This window comes from Sphingomonas sp. Leaf21, assembly GCF_916858675.1.
GTDB lineage: Bacteria > Pseudomonadota > Alphaproteobacteria > Sphingomonadales > Sphingomonadaceae > Sphingomonas.
On record NZ_CAKASM010000021.1, the window covers coordinates 13,780 to 27,419 of the forward strand.

Sequence of the window (13,640 nt, forward strand, 5' to 3'; positions counted from 1 at the left end):
CGGACGTCAACCCAGCTTGCTGAGAAGGTCAAGCATCTCGTCGGGGATCTTTTCGGCGACCGTCTTCTGATACGCCTGGCGAAGTGCCGAGCCCGCATCCTTCTCGCCACCCTTTTGAGGAGCGGATGACGGCGTCTTCTTCGTCTTGTTGCCCAAACTCAAAATATCCCCCTGCAACGACCCACTAAGCGGGGCAACCGACGTGGTGATGCGCCATGGCGCCGCCGATCGGCGTGACGCCAGAGCCATAGTTGATGTGGCGATGAAACCAAATTCGATCTTGTTGGTTCCCGATGCGATACGAAAAAACCGATGGGCGGATCGATCCGGCTCGACCAGCGGGGATTTCAGGGAACGGCATTGAAAACCGGCGCGGGGGCCAGCACATGAGTCACCGCGAATACCTCAGGGAGTGATTATTACCCATGTCGCTTGGACAGCAGCTTGCGCCCCATCTTCCCTTTCTGCGGCGCTACGGCCGGGCCCTGACGGGCAGCCAGATGCACGGCGACAAATATGTTCGCGCGACGCTGGAAGCGATCGTGGCGGCCCCCGACCAGTTTCCGCGCGACGTCGATCCGCGGCTGGGTCTCTACCGCATGTTCCAGGGCATCTGGTCCTCGGCGAATTATGACGAGCTGGATCGCGAAGGCATCGATGCCGACGGCAATGAGGGCGTGGCGCGGGCGCGTCTGGCCCGCATGACGCCGCTCTCGCGCCAGGCGCTGCTGCTGACCGCGATGGAAGGCTTCACGCCCGAGGATGCCGCCTATCTGATCGATGTCGAGCCCAGCGAGGTCGAGGCGCTGGTGTCCGAGGCGCTGGCCGAAATCGAGAAGCAGACCCGCGCTCGCGTCCTGATCATCGAGGACGAGCCGATCATCGCGATGGATATCGAGACGATCGTCCGTGACCTGGGTCATGAGGTGACCGGCGTCGCCGTGACCCGCGACGAGGCCGTGGCGCTGGCGATGGAAGACCGTCCCGGCCTGGTGCTGGCGGACATCCAGCTTGCCGACGACAGCTCGGGCATCGACGCGGTCAAGGACATCCTGGCCGAGTTCGAGGTGCCGGTGATCTTCATCACCGCCTTCCCCGAGCGTCTGCTGACGGGCGAGCGGCCCGAGCCGACCTTCCTGATCACCAAGCCGTTCCAGCGGTCGACGGTGAAGGCCGCGATCAGCCAGGCGCTGTTCTTCGATCAGACGACCATTCCGGCCGAATAAGCGCATATCGGGAAGCGCATCGGTTTCGGACCCAAAACGGTTCCCGGACGTTGAGGCAGACATGGCTGATCCCAATGAACCCATTCATGTCTCCAAAGAGGAAGCACGGGCAGGAGCGACGCCGCATGTCACGCGGTACGTCCTGCCCATTTCGCTCGTCCTCGTGATCGTGATCTTCGCCTATCTGGTGTTGCGCTGACGCTTGGACAGTCGATTAGGGCTCTGGCACGACTGGCTATTTCTGAGACCCTACCTTATATTTTGAGGCGGCCGTGTGTTCGGCAGCTTCCGATGATCGGATTTACATGACGCAGCCACTGACGCGGGACGAGATCGAGGACGACGCGACCGAGGCGCCCGTCGAACACGTCGCGCTGGATGATTCCGAGTTCAAGACGGAGTTGGCCCGTGTCATCCCCCATCTCCGCGCCTTCGGCCGCTCGCTTTCGGGTAGCCGGGATCTGGCCGACGATCTGGTGCAGGAAACGCTGCTCAAGGCCTGGGCGGCACGCAAGCGCTTCCAGGCGGGCACGAACATGCGCGCATGGACCTTCATCATCCTGCGCAACCTGTATCTGTCCCAGATGCGCCGCGCGCGCTTCAAGGGCGAGTGGGACGATCTGGTCGCCGACCGCATCCTGGCGGCACCGGCCAGCCAGGACCGCCATGTCGAACTGGGCGATATGCAGCGGGCGTTGATGCACCTGCCGCAGCCCCAGCGCGAGGCGCTGATCCTCGTCGGCGCGGGCGGTTTCGCCTACGAGGAGGCGGCAGAAATCTGCAACGTCGCGGTCGGCACGATCAAGAGCCGCGTCGCACGCGGTCGGGTCGCGCTGGAAGCGATCCTGACCGACGGTGCGCTGCCCTCGCGTCGCCTGCACGAGACCGACACCAGCAAGACCGCGCTCGACAGCATCATGGGCGATGTCGACCAGCTGAGCGGCGGCCGATAGGAATTTTTTCGTTCGTTTATGGCGATGGCCGTCGCGATCCCCGATCGCGGCGGCGTTTTTGTGTCCGAAGCCGGTGACCCACCGCCCGACGGGACAATAAGGGCATCATGTCAGGATCGCCGCGGCGTGCGATCCAGTCGATCGAGCAGACGCACCCAGTGATCCGGCAGCCGCATCGGCTTCGAGAAGGCCGAGCGCAGGGTGCTACCGATATTGTCCGTGCGCCGGGGCGCGCGAACGATGCGGATCTCGCCGCTGCCAGGATCGGTGCTCGTCATGGCAACATAACCATGCAGCCCTTGACAAGTTTCCTCTCTTCTGAACCGGCGGGCCAAAGCTGTTGAAAATCTTTGGTCGACCGCGCCCCACGGGGTACAGCTGATGCGATGACCAGCTCTTCCCCCTCGCTGTCCGACGCGGTGGCGCGCGCGCGCCGCCATTCCTCCTTCCTGGCGATGGTGCTCGATCGCGAGCCGGAGATAGAGGCGGCGGCACTGGCCGGTCGGCTGGTCGACCCGTGGGAGCTGGACGGCGACCTGCCCATCGGTACGGCGCTCCGTCGCGAGCGGCGCGCATTGGCGCTGACCGTCGCGCTGGGCGATCTGGCGGGCCTGTACGATCTGACGGGGGTGACCCGTCGTCTGACCGATTTCGCCGACCGAGCGCTCGACCGGGCCATCCGGGCGGCGATCGAGGAGCGGACGCCCGGTGCGGAGCCGGTCGGCTTCACCGCCATAGCGCTCGGCAAGCAGGGTAGTCGCGAACTCAACTATTCGTCGGACATCGATCCGATCCTGCTGTTCGACCCGAAGACACTGCCGCATCGCCCGCGCGAGGAGCCGGAGGAGGCGGCGGTCCGCATCGCGAAGCGGGTGGTGGAACTGCTCCAGGCGCGGGACGGCGATGGCTATGTCCTGCGTGTCGACCTCCGCCTTCGGCCCTCGCCCGAGGCGACGCCGATCGCGATCCCGGTGGAAGGCGCGATCGCCTATTATGAAAGCCAGGCGCTGACGTGGGAGCGCGCGGCCTTCATCCGCGCGCGCGCGGCGGCGGGGGATATGGCGCTGGGCCAGCGCTTTCTCGATGCGATCCGGCCGTTCGTCTGGCGTCGCGCACTCGATTTCGGCGCGGTCGGGGAGATCCGCGACCTGACCCGGCGGATCCGCGACCATCATGCGCAGGGTCAGGCCATGGGCCCCGGCTATGACCTGAAGCGCGGACGCGGCGGGATACGGGAAATCGAATTCTTCGCGCAGATCCATCAGCTGATCCATGGCGGGCGCGATCCGGCCCTGCGCGCACCCGCGACCCGCGATGCGCTGGCGCGGCTGGCCGAGGCGGGGCGGATCGATCCGGTCGAGGCGGTGACGCTGTCCGATGCCTATGTCCTGCTGCGTACCATCGAGCATCGGGTGCAGATGATCGACGATCGCCAGACGCATCAACTGCCGCTGGGCGACGGCATGGCGCGGGTGGCGCGGCTTCACGGCCTGGCCGACGGGGACGCGTTGATCGCGAAGCTGGCGCCGGTGACCGAAAGGGTCGGGCGGCTGTACGACGCGCTCGACGCCGACGAACGGCCGCGCCTGCCGCATGATCCGGTGCTGCTCGACGCGCGACTGACGGAGGCCGGGTTGCGCGATACCGAGGCGGCGGCGCGGCGGATCGCGGCGTGGCGGGGCGGCGACTATGCGGCGCTGCGCAGCCCGGCGGCACGCGAGGCGCTCGACGCGGTGCTTCCGACGCTGGTCGAGGCGTTGCGCGAGGCGCCCGATCCGGACGCCGCGTTGGTGAAGCTGGATGCGCTGTTCGAACGAATGACCAGCGCGATCAACATCTTCCGTCTGCTGGAGGCGCGGCCCGGCCTGGCCAGCCTGACGGTCGCGATCCTCAGCCACGCCGCGCCGCTATCCGCCGAGCTGGCCCGGCGGCCGGCGCTGCTCGATGGCCTTATCGATGCCTCCGCCTTCGAACCCCTGCCAGCCGTGCGCTTTCTCGAACGGGCGATGCGTGGCGGCGAGGCGGGGCAGGATTATCAGGACCGGCTGGACCATGTCCGGCGCGTCGTCGGAGAGCTGCGCTTCGCACTCGGCGCGCAGATCGTGGCGGGGCGGGCCGATCCGCTCGAGGTGGCGGGCGGCTATGCGCGCGTCGCGGAGGCGGCGGTGGGGGTGCTGGCGCAGGCGACGGTCGATGAGTTCGTCACCGCGCATGGCCGGGTGCCGGACAGCGAGCTGGTCATCCTGGCGCTGGGTCGGATGGGTGGCGCGGCGCTGACCCATGCCTCCGACCTTGATCTCATCTATCTGTTCACGGGCGATTTCGCGGCGGAGTCGGACGGCCCCAAGCCGCTGGGCGCGACGCTTTACTACAATCGGTTGGCGCAGCGGGTGACGGCGGCGCTGTCGGTGCCGACCCAGGCGGGTCCGCTCTACCCGGTCGATACCCGGCTTCGGCCCTCGGGCACGCAGGGGCCGCTGGTCGTCTCGATCGACAGCTTCGCCCGCTACCAGCGCGAGGATGCCTGGACCTGGGAGCATATGGCGTTGACCCGGGCGCGGGCGATCTTTGGCTCGACGGCGGCGCGCGAGACGGTCGCGGCGATCATCGGCGACGTCTTGCGCGGAAACCGGCCCACGCGCGATGTGGCGGGCGAGGCGACCGCGATGCGCGCCGAGATGGCGCGGCACAAGCCGCCGCAGGGACCGCTCGACATCAAGCTGCTGCCTGGCGGACTGGTCGATCTGGAATTCGCGGTGCATCGCGCGCAACTGGTCCACCGCACCGGCTTCGACCCCGATCTGGCGCGCGCCATCGCGGCGCTGGTCGAGCAGCGGCTGATGCCGCCCGCGATGAAGACCGCGCATGACGTGCTGACCCGCGCGCTGGTCGCCTTCCGGTTGTTGGTCCCCGACGGCCAGGAACCGCCCGAATCGACCCGCCCGCTGATCGCGCGGGCGATGGCGCTGGCGGACTGGAACACCGTGGTTGCCACGCTGGGGGCGACGCGGCAGGAGGTCTCGCGGATATGGCAAGGAGACGGCGATGCAGCAGGGTGACGCGATTCCGGCGGTGACGGTGAAAACCGCGAACGACGAGACACTGGCGCTGGCCGACGTGTCGGGTCCGCTGGTCGTCTATTTCTACCCCAAGGACGACACCAGCGGCTGCACGCGCGAGGCGCAGGACTTCACGGCGCTCACCGATGCGTTCGCCGATGCGGGCGTTCGGGTCATCGGCATCTCGAAGGACAGCCCCGCCAGGCATCGTAAGTTCACCGAGAAGCATTCGCTCACGGTCGAGCTGGCGAGCGACGAGGCTGGCGCGGCGTGCGAGGCGTTCGGCGTCTGGGGCGAGAAGATGCTGTACGGCAAGACCTATATGGGGATCGAGCGCGCAACCTTCCTGTTCGGTCGCGACGGGACGCTCGTGCAGAGCTGGCGCAAGGTGAAGGTGCCGGGCCATGCCGCGGCGGTGCTGGAGGCGGCGCGCGCGCTTTGACGACGGGGTCGATCGCCGAAGCCTGCGCGGCCGTGCTGCGCGAGGGCGAACCGCTTGCCAAGGTGAAGCTGGCACGCCGTGTCGCGCGCGACTGGCGGCGGGGGATGCTGGCGCATCGGTTCGACACCGCCATGCCGGATTCGCCCGGGCGGCCCGACCGGCCGGAACTGCTGCCGCCCAACCGGATGCCGAAGCGGGGGCGCGGCGGTTCGGAAAAGGGGCGGATCGCGCTGCTCCATGCGCTGGCGCATATCGAGTTTTCGGCGATCGACCTGGCGTTCGACGCGGCGGGGCGGTTCGGCGGGCAGTTCCCACGCCGCTTCGTCAACGACTGGATCTCGGTCGGCGCGGACGAGGCGATGCATTTCGCCGTGCTGCACCGGCGGCTGCGCACGCTGGGTTCGGGGTACGGCGCGCTTCCCGCCCATGCGGGCCTGTGGGAGGCGGCGGAGGCGACGGCGCATGACGCGATGGCGCGCCTGGCCATCGTACCGATGGTGCTGGAAGCGCGCGGACTGGACGTCACGCCCGAGACGGTCGCGCGGTTTCGCGGGGGCGGCGACGAGACATCGGCCCGCATCCTCCACCGCATCTTCACCGACGAGATTCGTCATGTCGGTTTCGGCGCGAAATGGTTCGGTTATCTCGCTGCGGGGCACGATATAGAGCCAGCGGCGCATTGGCAGATGTTGGTCCGCCGCTACTTCCGGGGCGTCGTTAAGCCACCGTTCAACGTTTCGGCGCGCGAGTCAGCCGGTTTGACGCGGGATTTCTACGAACCTCTTGCGGACATGGAACCCATGACGGCACAAGCTGACCGTCTGTAACGCGGTGGGGCTGCGAAACAGGATTGGATGGGACAAGCCGGCAAACCCGACTGCGGGGGCGCTCGGCATACAGATGTCGGGGTTCGATGAAGCAGCTTCAGTTTTCGGGTAAATCGATTGCTTCGCGCGTCCGATCCGTCCTTGCCACCACCGCCGTCATCGCAATGACCGGCAATGCCGCGATCGCGGCGTCCTCCGCACCGGTCGCGCCCACGGCGCCGCATCAGGCCCCGGCCGCGGTCGGTGGCGAATTCATCCCCGCCAACAGCGCCGAAGCCTCGGCCGATCTGCGCACCGACCAGCAGTTCCGCACCATCTTCCAGACGTGGAAGAAGATGGACACGCTGCAAAAGGGCGTGATCGCGATCCCGTCGGTCCATCCGGTCGAGAAGCTCCAGTTCACCAGCAATTTCGGCATCCGCTCGGACCCGTTCCGGGGCACCGCCGCGATGCATGCCGGGGTCGACATTCCCGGTCCGGTCGGCACGCCGATCTACGCCACCGCCGATGGCATCGTCGATCATGCGGGTTGGCAGGGCGGATATGGCAATCTGGTCGAGGTCAATCATGGCAAGGGCATCGCCACCCGCTATGGCCATCTCTCCAAGATCCTGGTCGCCGATGGCACCCGCGTGACGCGCGGCCAACTGATCGCGCTGATGGGCTCGACCGGCCGTTCGACCGGTCCGCACCTCCATTATGAGGTCCGCATGGACGGTCATGCGGTCAACCCGATCCCCTTCCTGACGACCGGCGACTATCTGACCGCGTCGCAGGATCACGCGATCCACCAGATACCGGTGTCGACCGACGGCCCGGCCGCGCAGGACTGATACACCTCTTTCGCTGCGGCTGAAGCCCCTCTGTCGGGCCTTCGGCCCGCCACCTCCCCAAGCAAGCCTCGGGAGAAGGAAGGTTTTCCAAATCCTCCCCAAGCTATGCTTGGGGAGGGGGGCCATCGCAAAGCGATGGTGGAGGGGCAAGGGCCCGGCGGGGATTGCCCCGTTCGCCCCCCGCGCCTATCTGACCTTCATGGCCACCAGCATTTCCGAAATCGCGCTGACCCCGGCCGCCGCGGCGCGTGTCGCGACGATCGCCGAGCGACAGCATAAGCCCGCCATCCTGCGCCTGTCGGTCGAGGGCGGCGGCTGTTCGGGCTTCCAGTATAAATTCGGCCTGGCCGATGCCCCAGCCGAGGACGACGCCGTCGCGCTGACCGATGGCGTCACGCTGGTCGTCGACAGCATCAGCCTGGACCTCGTGCGCGGTGCGCAGGTGGATTATGTCGAATCGCTGGGCGGCGCGGCGTTTCAGGTGAAGAACCCCAACGCGGCCTCGGGCTGTGGTTGCGGCACCAGCTTCTCGGTCTGACGTGAAGATCACGACCTATAACGTCAACGGGATCAAGGCCCGTCTGCCACGGCTGCTCGAATATCTGGGCGAGGCCGACGCGGATATCGTCTGCCTTCAGGAACTGAAGGCCAGCGACGACACCTTCCCCGTCAAGGATATCGAGGCGGCGGGCTATGGCGCGGCCTGGCATGGCCAGAAGAGCTGGAACGGCGTCGCGGTCCTGGCGCGCGGGGCCCAGCCGCTCGAGCGTCAGCGCGGCCTGGCAGGCGAGGACGAGGACGAACATAGCCGCTACCTCGAATGCGATGTGAACGGTCTGGTCGTCGCGTCGCTCTACCTGCCCAATGGCAATCCGCAGCCGGGGCCGAAATTCGATTACAAGCTGCGCTGGATGGAGCGGCTGGCGTCGCGTGCGCGTGCCCTGCTGGCGGAGGAAGTCCCTGCGGTGCTGGCGGGCGACTATAATGTCATTCCCAATGACGACGACACATTCTCGGTTCCCGCAATGGCGAGCGACGCGCTGATGCAGCCCGAAAGCCGCGCCGCCTATCGCCGGTTGCTCGCACAGGGGTGGACCGACTCGCTGCGCACGCGGGCGCCCAGGGGCGGTGTGTGGACCTTCTGGGACTATCAGGCCGGGTCGTGGCAACGCGATGCGGGGTTCCGGATCGACCATCTGCTGCTCAGTCCGCAGGCCGCCGACCGGCTGGTCGATGCGGGCGTGGACAAGAGCTATCGCGGGCGCGAAAAGGCCAGCGATCATGCCCCGACCTGGGTGAAACTGCGCGACGCGTAAGGCGCGGGTTCCTGCCGTTCCCATGGTCCATCCCGGCGAAGGCCGGGATCCGGTTTCGGCACTGGCGGGATATACCGGCCCCCGGCTGGTGATGGGGTGGGGCAAGTTCCTCGCCCTTCGTCACCAGCGACGTCCGGTAAGCATCGCCGATCGCTTGGCATCTCGCCTGTCCCGCGATCCATCTCCCCTTGTCGCGGAGCGGTTAAAAGGGTTTATCGGCGGCCTGAGCAGACTTGACCGAGACCCGCCGATGCGCCGTGCCGCTCCTCTCTTCGTGATGGCCCTGACGCTGGCCGCCTGCCAGCAACGCGCCGGGTCGATCGACGACCGGGTGGCGGAGGCGGAAGCGCAGGATCGCGCGCGGCAGGAAAAGACGGCGCGCGACGCGGTCGCGCAGACCGAGGATCAGGTCCGGGTCAGGATGCTCGAACAGCGTATTTCCGCGCTCGAGGCGCAGGTTGCCGCGATGCAGGGCGATCGGAAGCTTCTCGACGCGCAACTGGTCGAACAGCGGCTGAACCAGATCGAGGCGCGCGATGCGGGCGGTCCAGCGCCATCGCCGTCCCCGGTCGCCCCGCCGGGGGGCAAGACGGCGGCACCGGCTCGCGCACCGGCGGCGTCCGCGACACCCGCCGCGCGCAAACCACTGGTCCTCGACCTGCGATAGCGGCGCGGCGGGGGAAGGGCGCTCCGGCACGGTGACCGGAGCGCGCGCGAAGGCTTACTTCTTCAGGTGCGCCGAGATGAACTTGTTCATCTCGAACATGGTGCACTTGTCCTTGCCGAACACCTTCTTCAGCTTGTCGTCGGCCAGGATTTCCCGCTTGTTTTCAGGGTTCTGCAGGTTGTTGGCCTTGATGTAATCCCACACCTTGCTGATGACCTGGCTGCGCGGCAGCTTCTCGTTGCCGACGATCGCGCCGAGTTCCTCGGACGGCTGGACCGGCGCGTGGATGCCGGTGCCCGTGGTTGCGGTGGCCATGTGTTTCCTTCCCTTAATCCTTCTGCGTCCCGGCCTTACCGGCGGGCCGCGCGTGAATCACGCCTTTTTGAGCGCGTCCGCCTTGTGCGCCGCCTTTCCGCCGTTGTCACTCTCTACTATGTATTGCGGCTCATCCTTGGACGCGCGGACCGTGTGGCCCTTGATGCTGGTGTCGGTCGTCTGTTTTTTTACGACCTTGCCCTCGGCGGTCCCGCCATGGCTATTCCATTCGACATGATCGCCTTTTTTGAACTCGGTCATCGTCGCTCTCCCGTTCGTTCTGATCGGCATCAATCCTCGCGCGCGCTGGTTGGTTGCACGGGGCGGCGCGACGCGGCATCAGGGCGCCAGCCCAAGGAGACAGGAACACCATGAAGACCCGCGCCGCCGTCGCCTTCGAAGCGAAGAAGCCGCTCGAAATCGTCGAACTCGATCTGGAAGGCCCCAAGGCCGGTGAGGTGCTGGTCGAGATCATGGCGACCGGCATCTGCCACACCGACGCCTATACGCTGGACGGGCTGGACAGCGAGGGCATCTTCCCCAGCGTGCTGGGCCACGAGGGTTGCGGGATCGTGCGGGAGGTGGGTGCTGGCGTGACCAGCGTGGTGCCGGGTGACCATGTCATCCCACTCTACACGCCGGAATGCCGCCAGTGTAAGTCGTGCCTGTCAGGCAAGACCAATTTGTGCACCGCGATCCGCGCCACGCAAGGGAAAGGGCTGATGCCCGACGGCACGACCCGCTTCAGCTACAAGGGGCAGCCGATCTTCCATTATATGGGCTGCTCGACCTTCTCGAACTTCACCGTTCTCCCTGAGATCGCGGTGGCGAAGATCCGCGAGGACGCGCCGTTCGACACGAGCTGCTATATCGGTTGCGGCGTGACGACGGGCGTTGGCGCGGTGGTCAACACCGCCAAGGTGCAGCCGGGCGAGAATATCGTCGTCTTCGGCCTGGGCGGCATCGGCCTCAACGTCATCCAGGGCGCCAAGCTGGCTGGCGCGGGCCGGATCATCGGCGTCGACATCAATCCGGCGCGTGAGGAATGGGGGCGCCGTTTCGGCATGACCCACTTCCTCAATTCCAGGGGGCTGAGCCGTGAGGAGACGATCGCCAGGATCCTCGAACTCACCGACGGCGGCGCGGACTACAGCTTCGACGCGACCGGCAATACCGAGGTGATGCGCACCGCACTGGAGGCGTGCCATCGCGGCTGGGGCACCAGCATCATCATCGGCGTGGCCGAGGCGGGCAAGGAGATCAGCACGCGGCCGTTCCAGCTGGTGACGGGACGCAACTGGCGCGGCACCGCGTTCGGCGGCGCGCGCGGGCGGACCGACACGCCCAAGATCGTCGACTGGTATATGAACGGCAAGATCGAGATCGACCCGATGATCACCCATCGCCTGACGTTGGAGGAGATCAACAAGGGCTTCGACCTGATGCACGCAGGGGAAAGCATTCGCAGCGTGGTGATCTTCTGATGTTCAGCCATGTCATGCTGGGGGCCGACGACATCGCCGCGGCCAAGCGCTTCTATGATGCGACGCTGGGCGTGCTGGGCGCGGCGGAGGGGGTGATCGATCCGCTCGGGCGACTGGTCTACAGTCACAAGGGCGCACGCTTCCTGATCTCGAAGCCGATCAATGGCGAGCCCGCCACATATGCCAATGGTGCGACGCTGGGGTTCGTGATGGACTCGCCGGAACAGGCCGATGCCTGGTACGCGGCGGGCCTGGCGAACGGCGGCACCGCGATCGAGAACCCGCCCGGTATCCGGGAGGTGCCGGTGGGGAAGGTCTATCTGGCTTACCTGCGCGATCCGACCGGCAACAAGCTGTGCGCGCGGCATCTGGTGGAGGCGGCCTGATGTATACCCATATCATGGTCGGATCGAACGACATCGCGCGGTCCAAGGCCTTTTATGACGCCCTGTTCGGCGCGCTCGGCGGGCAGGCGGGAATGCAGAATGGCGACCGGATCCTGTACCGCCACAATGGTGCGACCTTCATCGTCACCCGCCCGATCGACGGCCAGCCCGCCACTCCCGCCAATGGCGGCACCATCGGCCTGGGCGCCGCCGATCCGGCGCAGGTCGCGGCGGCCCATGCGGCGGGCGTCGCCCATGGCGGTACGGCGATCGAAGGGCCGCTGGGCGAGCGCCAGACGGGGCTCGGGCCAGCCTATCTGGGTTATCTGCGCGATCCCGACGGCAACAAGCTTTGCCTGGGTTGTCGCCTGCCCGCCGCATGAGCGACGACTATATCCTGACGCTGGCGTGCCAGGACCGGGTCGGCATCGTCGCCGCCGTGTCGGGCGCGCTGGCGGGGATCGACGGATTCATCCTCGACAGCCAGCAATATGCCGATCTGGAGACGGGGCGCTTCTTCCTGCGCATCGTCTTCACCGGCCAGGGCGCGCGCTTCCCAACGTCGGTCGAGGGGGTGAGGGCGGCGCTGGCGGACCCGGCGGCGCGGTTCGGCTTCGACTGGCATCTGGCGCCTGCCACCGAGCGACCCCGGATGCTGATCGCGGTGTCCAAGGGCTCGCACTGCCTGAACGACCTGCTCCATCGCTGGCGCACCAACACGCTGCCGGTCGAGATCGTCGGCGTCGTCTCCAACCACGATAGCTTGCGCCCGCTGGTCGAATGGCACGGCCTGCCCTGGCACCACCTGCCGGTCAGCGACGCCAACCGCGCCGAGCAGGAGACCGCGATGCTGGCCCTGATGGACGATAGCGGGGCCGATTATCTCGTGCTTGCCCGTTACATGCAGGTGCTGGGGGAGCGGCTGGTCTCGGGCCTTTCGGGGCGGTGCATCAACATTCATCACAGCTTCCTGCCCGGCTTCAAGGGGGCGCAGCCCTATCACCGGGCCCATGCGCGCGGCGTCAAGCTGATCGGCGCGACCGCGCATTTCGTGACCGCCGACCTCGACGAAGGGCCGATCATCGAACAGGCGGTCGAGCGGGTCGATCACCGCGCCAGCGTCGACGACCTGATCCGCATCGGCCGCGATATCGAGGCGCAGGTACTCGCCCGCGCCGTCGCCTGGGTGGGCGAGCGGCGGGTCTTCCTCAATGACAACCGGACGGTGGTGTTCCGATGACGATCGAGACGATTTCGACCTCCAAGGCCTTTGGCGGCGTGCAGGGCGTCTATGCCCATGACAGCGCGGCGACGGGGACGCGAATGACCTTCTCTGTCTTCGTGCCGGCGCATGAGGATGGCGAGACACTGCCCATCCTCTGGTATCTGTCGGGCCTGACCTGCACTCATGCCAATGTCACGGACAAGGGCGAGTTTCGGGGCCCTTGCGCCGAACACCGGGTGATCTTCATCGCGCCCGATACCTCGCCACGCGGGGAAGGGGTGGCGAATGACGACGCCTATGACATGGGGCAGGGCGCGGGCTTCTACGTCGATGCGACGGAAGAGCCCTGGGCGAAGCATTTCCGTATGCGAACCTATATCGAACAGGAACTGCCCGCACTGATCGCCGAGCATTTTCCGGTCGCGGACATGGGGGCACAAGCGATCACCGGTCATTCGATGGGCGGCCACGGCGCGCTGACCATCGGGCTTCGCAATCCGGATCGCTTTCGCAGCGTGTCGGCCTTCGCGCCGATTGTCGCGCCGTCCCGGGTGCCATGGGGCGAAAAGGCGCTGGGCGGTTATCTCGGTTCGGACCGCGCCGCGTGGCGGCAGGCGGATGCCGTCGCCTTGATCGAGGATGGCGCGCGGGTGCCCGATCTGCTGGTCGACCAGGGCGATGCCGACCAGTTCCTGGCCGAACAGCTCCGCCCCGAACTGCTGGCCGAGGCGTGCGAGAAGGCGGGCATCGCGCTGACCCTCCGGATGCAGCCGGGCTATGATCATAGCTACAACTTCATCGCGACCTTCATGGCCGATCACGTCGCCTGGGCGGCGGCGCGGTTGCGGAAATGAATCCCCACGCCCGTTCAGAGTAGTTTTTGCACCCCGACAAACGATCCGCTATC

Annotated in this window: 19 protein-coding genes; 15 read left to right on the top strand and 4 right to left on the bottom strand. The window is 66.8% G+C overall.

Annotated features, from left to right (window positions below; all coding sequences use genetic code 11):
* Positions 1-6 precede the first annotated feature (6 nt).
* Positions 7-162: a NepR family anti-sigma factor gene (locus LRP66_RS14020; protein WP_230483223.1), complete on the bottom strand. Its 156-nt coding sequence runs from the start codon at positions 160-162 to the stop codon at positions 7-9.
* 263 nt (positions 163-425) lie between these two features.
* Between LRP66_RS14020 and LRP66_RS14025 the strand changes: the two genes are divergently transcribed.
* From LRP66_RS14025 to LRP66_RS14035, 3 genes are all read left to right on the top strand, one after another.
* On the top strand, positions 426-1,226 hold the full coding sequence (locus LRP66_RS14025; RefSeq protein ID WP_230483224.1) for a response regulator: 801 nt from the start codon (positions 426-428) through the stop codon (positions 1,224-1,226).
* A 61-nt stretch (positions 1,227-1,287) separates the two neighbouring features.
* On the top strand, positions 1,288-1,425 hold the full coding sequence (locus LRP66_RS14030; protein ID WP_230483225.1) for a hypothetical protein: 138 nt from the start codon (positions 1,288-1,290) through the stop codon (positions 1,423-1,425).
* Positions 1,426-1,531: 106 nt separating this feature from the next.
* On the top strand, positions 1,532-2,179 hold the full coding sequence (locus LRP66_RS14035) for a sigma-70 family RNA polymerase sigma factor (RefSeq protein ID WP_230483226.1): 648 nt from the start codon (positions 1,532-1,534) through the stop codon (positions 2,177-2,179).
* Between the two features lie 110 nt (positions 2,180-2,289).
* Here the strand turns inward: LRP66_RS14035 and LRP66_RS14040 are convergent, their stop codons facing one another.
* On the bottom strand, positions 2,290-2,457 hold the full coding sequence (locus LRP66_RS14040; protein WP_230483227.1) for a hypothetical protein: 168 nt from the start codon (positions 2,455-2,457) through the stop codon (positions 2,290-2,292).
* Between the two features lie 108 nt (positions 2,458-2,565).
* Between LRP66_RS14040 and LRP66_RS14045 the strand changes: the two genes are divergently transcribed.
* The 7 genes from LRP66_RS14045 to LRP66_RS14075 all read left to right on the top strand — a co-directional run bounded on the left by LRP66_RS14045 (position 2,566) and on the right by LRP66_RS14075 (position 9,323).
* Entirely contained in the window at positions 2,566-5,238 is a 2,673-nt protein-coding gene (locus LRP66_RS14045) for a bifunctional [glutamine synthetase] adenylyltransferase/[glutamine synthetase]-adenylyl-L-tyrosine phosphorylase (RefSeq protein WP_230483228.1), read from the top strand.
* A complete protein-coding gene (locus LRP66_RS14050) occupies positions 5,225-5,680 on the top strand; it encodes a peroxiredoxin (RefSeq protein WP_230483229.1) in 456 nt (151 codons plus the stop codon). The genes LRP66_RS14045 and LRP66_RS14050 overlap by 14 nt, the downstream gene beginning before the upstream one ends.
* On the top strand, positions 5,677-6,507 hold the full coding sequence (locus LRP66_RS14055; RefSeq protein WP_230483230.1) for a ferritin-like domain-containing protein: 831 nt from the start codon (positions 5,677-5,679) through the stop codon (positions 6,505-6,507). The genes LRP66_RS14050 and LRP66_RS14055 overlap by 4 nt, the downstream gene beginning before the upstream one ends.
* Before the next feature lie 86 nt (positions 6,508-6,593).
* The gene (locus tag LRP66_RS14060) at positions 6,594-7,340 is read left to right on the top strand and encodes a M23 family metallopeptidase (protein WP_443026699.1); all 747 of its coding nucleotides are present in this window, start codon (positions 6,594-6,596) and stop codon (positions 7,338-7,340) included.
* 199 nt (positions 7,341-7,539) lie between these two features.
* Entirely contained in the window at positions 7,540-7,878 is a 339-nt protein-coding gene (gene erpA / locus LRP66_RS14065; protein WP_230483231.1) for an iron-sulfur cluster insertion protein ErpA, read from the top strand.
* Position 7,879: 1 nt separating this feature from the next.
* On the top strand, positions 7,880-8,656 hold the full coding sequence (gene xth, locus LRP66_RS14070) for an exodeoxyribonuclease III (protein ID WP_230483232.1): 777 nt from the start codon (positions 7,880-7,882) through the stop codon (positions 8,654-8,656).
* Between the two features lie 250 nt (positions 8,657-8,906).
* On the top strand, positions 8,907-9,323 hold the full coding sequence (locus LRP66_RS14075; protein WP_230483233.1) for a hypothetical protein: 417 nt from the start codon (positions 8,907-8,909) through the stop codon (positions 9,321-9,323).
* 54 nt (positions 9,324-9,377) lie between these two features.
* Here LRP66_RS14075 and LRP66_RS14080 read toward each other — a convergent pair whose 3' ends face one another.
* Entirely contained in the window at positions 9,378-9,638 is a 261-nt protein-coding gene (locus tag LRP66_RS14080) for an SWIB/MDM2 domain-containing protein (protein WP_007405135.1), read from the bottom strand.
* A gap of 57 nt (positions 9,639-9,695) precedes the next feature.
* Positions 9,696-9,899 (bottom strand): DUF2945 domain-containing protein, encoded by a 204-nt coding sequence (locus tag LRP66_RS14085; protein ID WP_230483234.1) that lies wholly within the window; start codon positions 9,897-9,899, stop codon positions 9,696-9,698.
* A 110-nt stretch (positions 9,900-10,009) separates the two neighbouring features.
* Between LRP66_RS14085 and LRP66_RS14090 the strand changes: the two genes are divergently transcribed.
* Genes LRP66_RS14090 through fghA form a run of 5 tightly spaced genes read left to right on the top strand, consistent with a single transcriptional unit; the run spans position 10,010 to position 13,587 of the window.
* Positions 10,010-11,122, top strand: a complete 1,113-nt coding sequence (locus LRP66_RS14090; RefSeq protein ID WP_230483235.1) for an S-(hydroxymethyl)glutathione dehydrogenase/class III alcohol dehydrogenase — start codon at positions 10,010-10,012, stop codon at positions 11,120-11,122.
* Positions 11,122-11,508, top strand: a complete 387-nt coding sequence (locus LRP66_RS14095; protein ID WP_230483236.1) for a VOC family protein — start codon at positions 11,122-11,124, stop codon at positions 11,506-11,508. Before LRP66_RS14090 ends, LRP66_RS14095 begins: the two co-directional genes overlap by 1 nt.
* The gene (locus LRP66_RS14100) at positions 11,508-11,891 is read left to right on the top strand and encodes a VOC family protein (protein WP_230483237.1); all 384 of its coding nucleotides are present in this window, start codon (positions 11,508-11,510) and stop codon (positions 11,889-11,891) included. Before LRP66_RS14095 ends, LRP66_RS14100 begins: the two co-directional genes overlap by 1 nt.
* A complete protein-coding gene (purU, locus tag LRP66_RS14105; RefSeq protein ID WP_230483238.1) occupies positions 11,888-12,748 on the top strand; it encodes a formyltetrahydrofolate deformylase in 861 nt (286 codons plus the stop codon). Before LRP66_RS14100 ends, purU begins: the two co-directional genes overlap by 4 nt.
* Positions 12,745-13,587, top strand: coding sequence for an S-formylglutathione hydrolase (gene fghA, locus LRP66_RS14110; protein ID WP_230483239.1), 843 nt, complete (start codon positions 12,745-12,747; stop codon positions 13,585-13,587). The genes purU and fghA overlap by 4 nt, the downstream gene beginning before the upstream one ends.
* Positions 13,588-13,640: the final 53 nt, after the last annotated feature.

Bases quoted from the DNA above. Each gene is read 5' to 3' on its own strand.
- LRP66_RS14025 (WP_230483224.1), top strand. From the start codon at position 426: ATGTCGCTTGGACAGCAGCTTGCGCCCCATCTTCCCTTTCTGCGGCGC.
- LRP66_RS14030 (WP_230483225.1), top strand. From the start codon at position 1,288: ATGGCTGATCCCAATGAACCCATTCATGTCTCCAAAGAGGAAGCACGG.
- LRP66_RS14035 (WP_230483226.1), top strand. From the start codon at position 1,532: ATGACGCAGCCACTGACGCGGGACGAGATCGAGGACGACGCGACCGAG.
- LRP66_RS14040 (WP_230483227.1), bottom strand. From the start codon at position 2,457: ATGACGAGCACCGATCCTGGCAGCGGCGAGATCCGCATCGTTCGCGCG.
- LRP66_RS14045 (WP_230483228.1), top strand. From the start codon at position 2,566: ATGACCAGCTCTTCCCCCTCGCTGTCCGACGCGGTGGCGCGCGCGCGC.
- LRP66_RS14050 (WP_230483229.1), top strand. From the start codon at position 5,225: ATGCAGCAGGGTGACGCGATTCCGGCGGTGACGGTGAAAACCGCGAAC.
- LRP66_RS14060 (WP_443026699.1), top strand. From the start codon at position 6,594: ATGAAGCAGCTTCAGTTTTCGGGTAAATCGATTGCTTCGCGCGTCCGA.
- erpA (WP_230483231.1), top strand. From the start codon at position 7,540: ATGGCCACCAGCATTTCCGAAATCGCGCTGACCCCGGCCGCCGCGGCG.
- LRP66_RS14075 (WP_230483233.1), top strand. From the start codon at position 8,907: ATGCGCCGTGCCGCTCCTCTCTTCGTGATGGCCCTGACGCTGGCCGCC.
- LRP66_RS14080 (WP_007405135.1), bottom strand. From the start codon at position 9,638: ATGGCCACCGCAACCACGGGCACCGGCATCCACGCGCCGGTCCAGCCG.
- LRP66_RS14085 (WP_230483234.1), bottom strand. From the start codon at position 9,899: ATGACCGAGTTCAAAAAAGGCGATCATGTCGAATGGAATAGCCATGGC.
- LRP66_RS14090 (WP_230483235.1), top strand. From the start codon at position 10,010: ATGAAGACCCGCGCCGCCGTCGCCTTCGAAGCGAAGAAGCCGCTCGAA.
- LRP66_RS14095 (WP_230483236.1), top strand. From the start codon at position 11,122: ATGTTCAGCCATGTCATGCTGGGGGCCGACGACATCGCCGCGGCCAAG.
- LRP66_RS14100 (WP_230483237.1), top strand. From the start codon at position 11,508: ATGTATACCCATATCATGGTCGGATCGAACGACATCGCGCGGTCCAAG.
- purU (WP_230483238.1), top strand. From the start codon at position 11,888: ATGAGCGACGACTATATCCTGACGCTGGCGTGCCAGGACCGGGTCGGC.
- fghA (WP_230483239.1), top strand. From the start codon at position 12,745: ATGACGATCGAGACGATTTCGACCTCCAAGGCCTTTGGCGGCGTGCAG.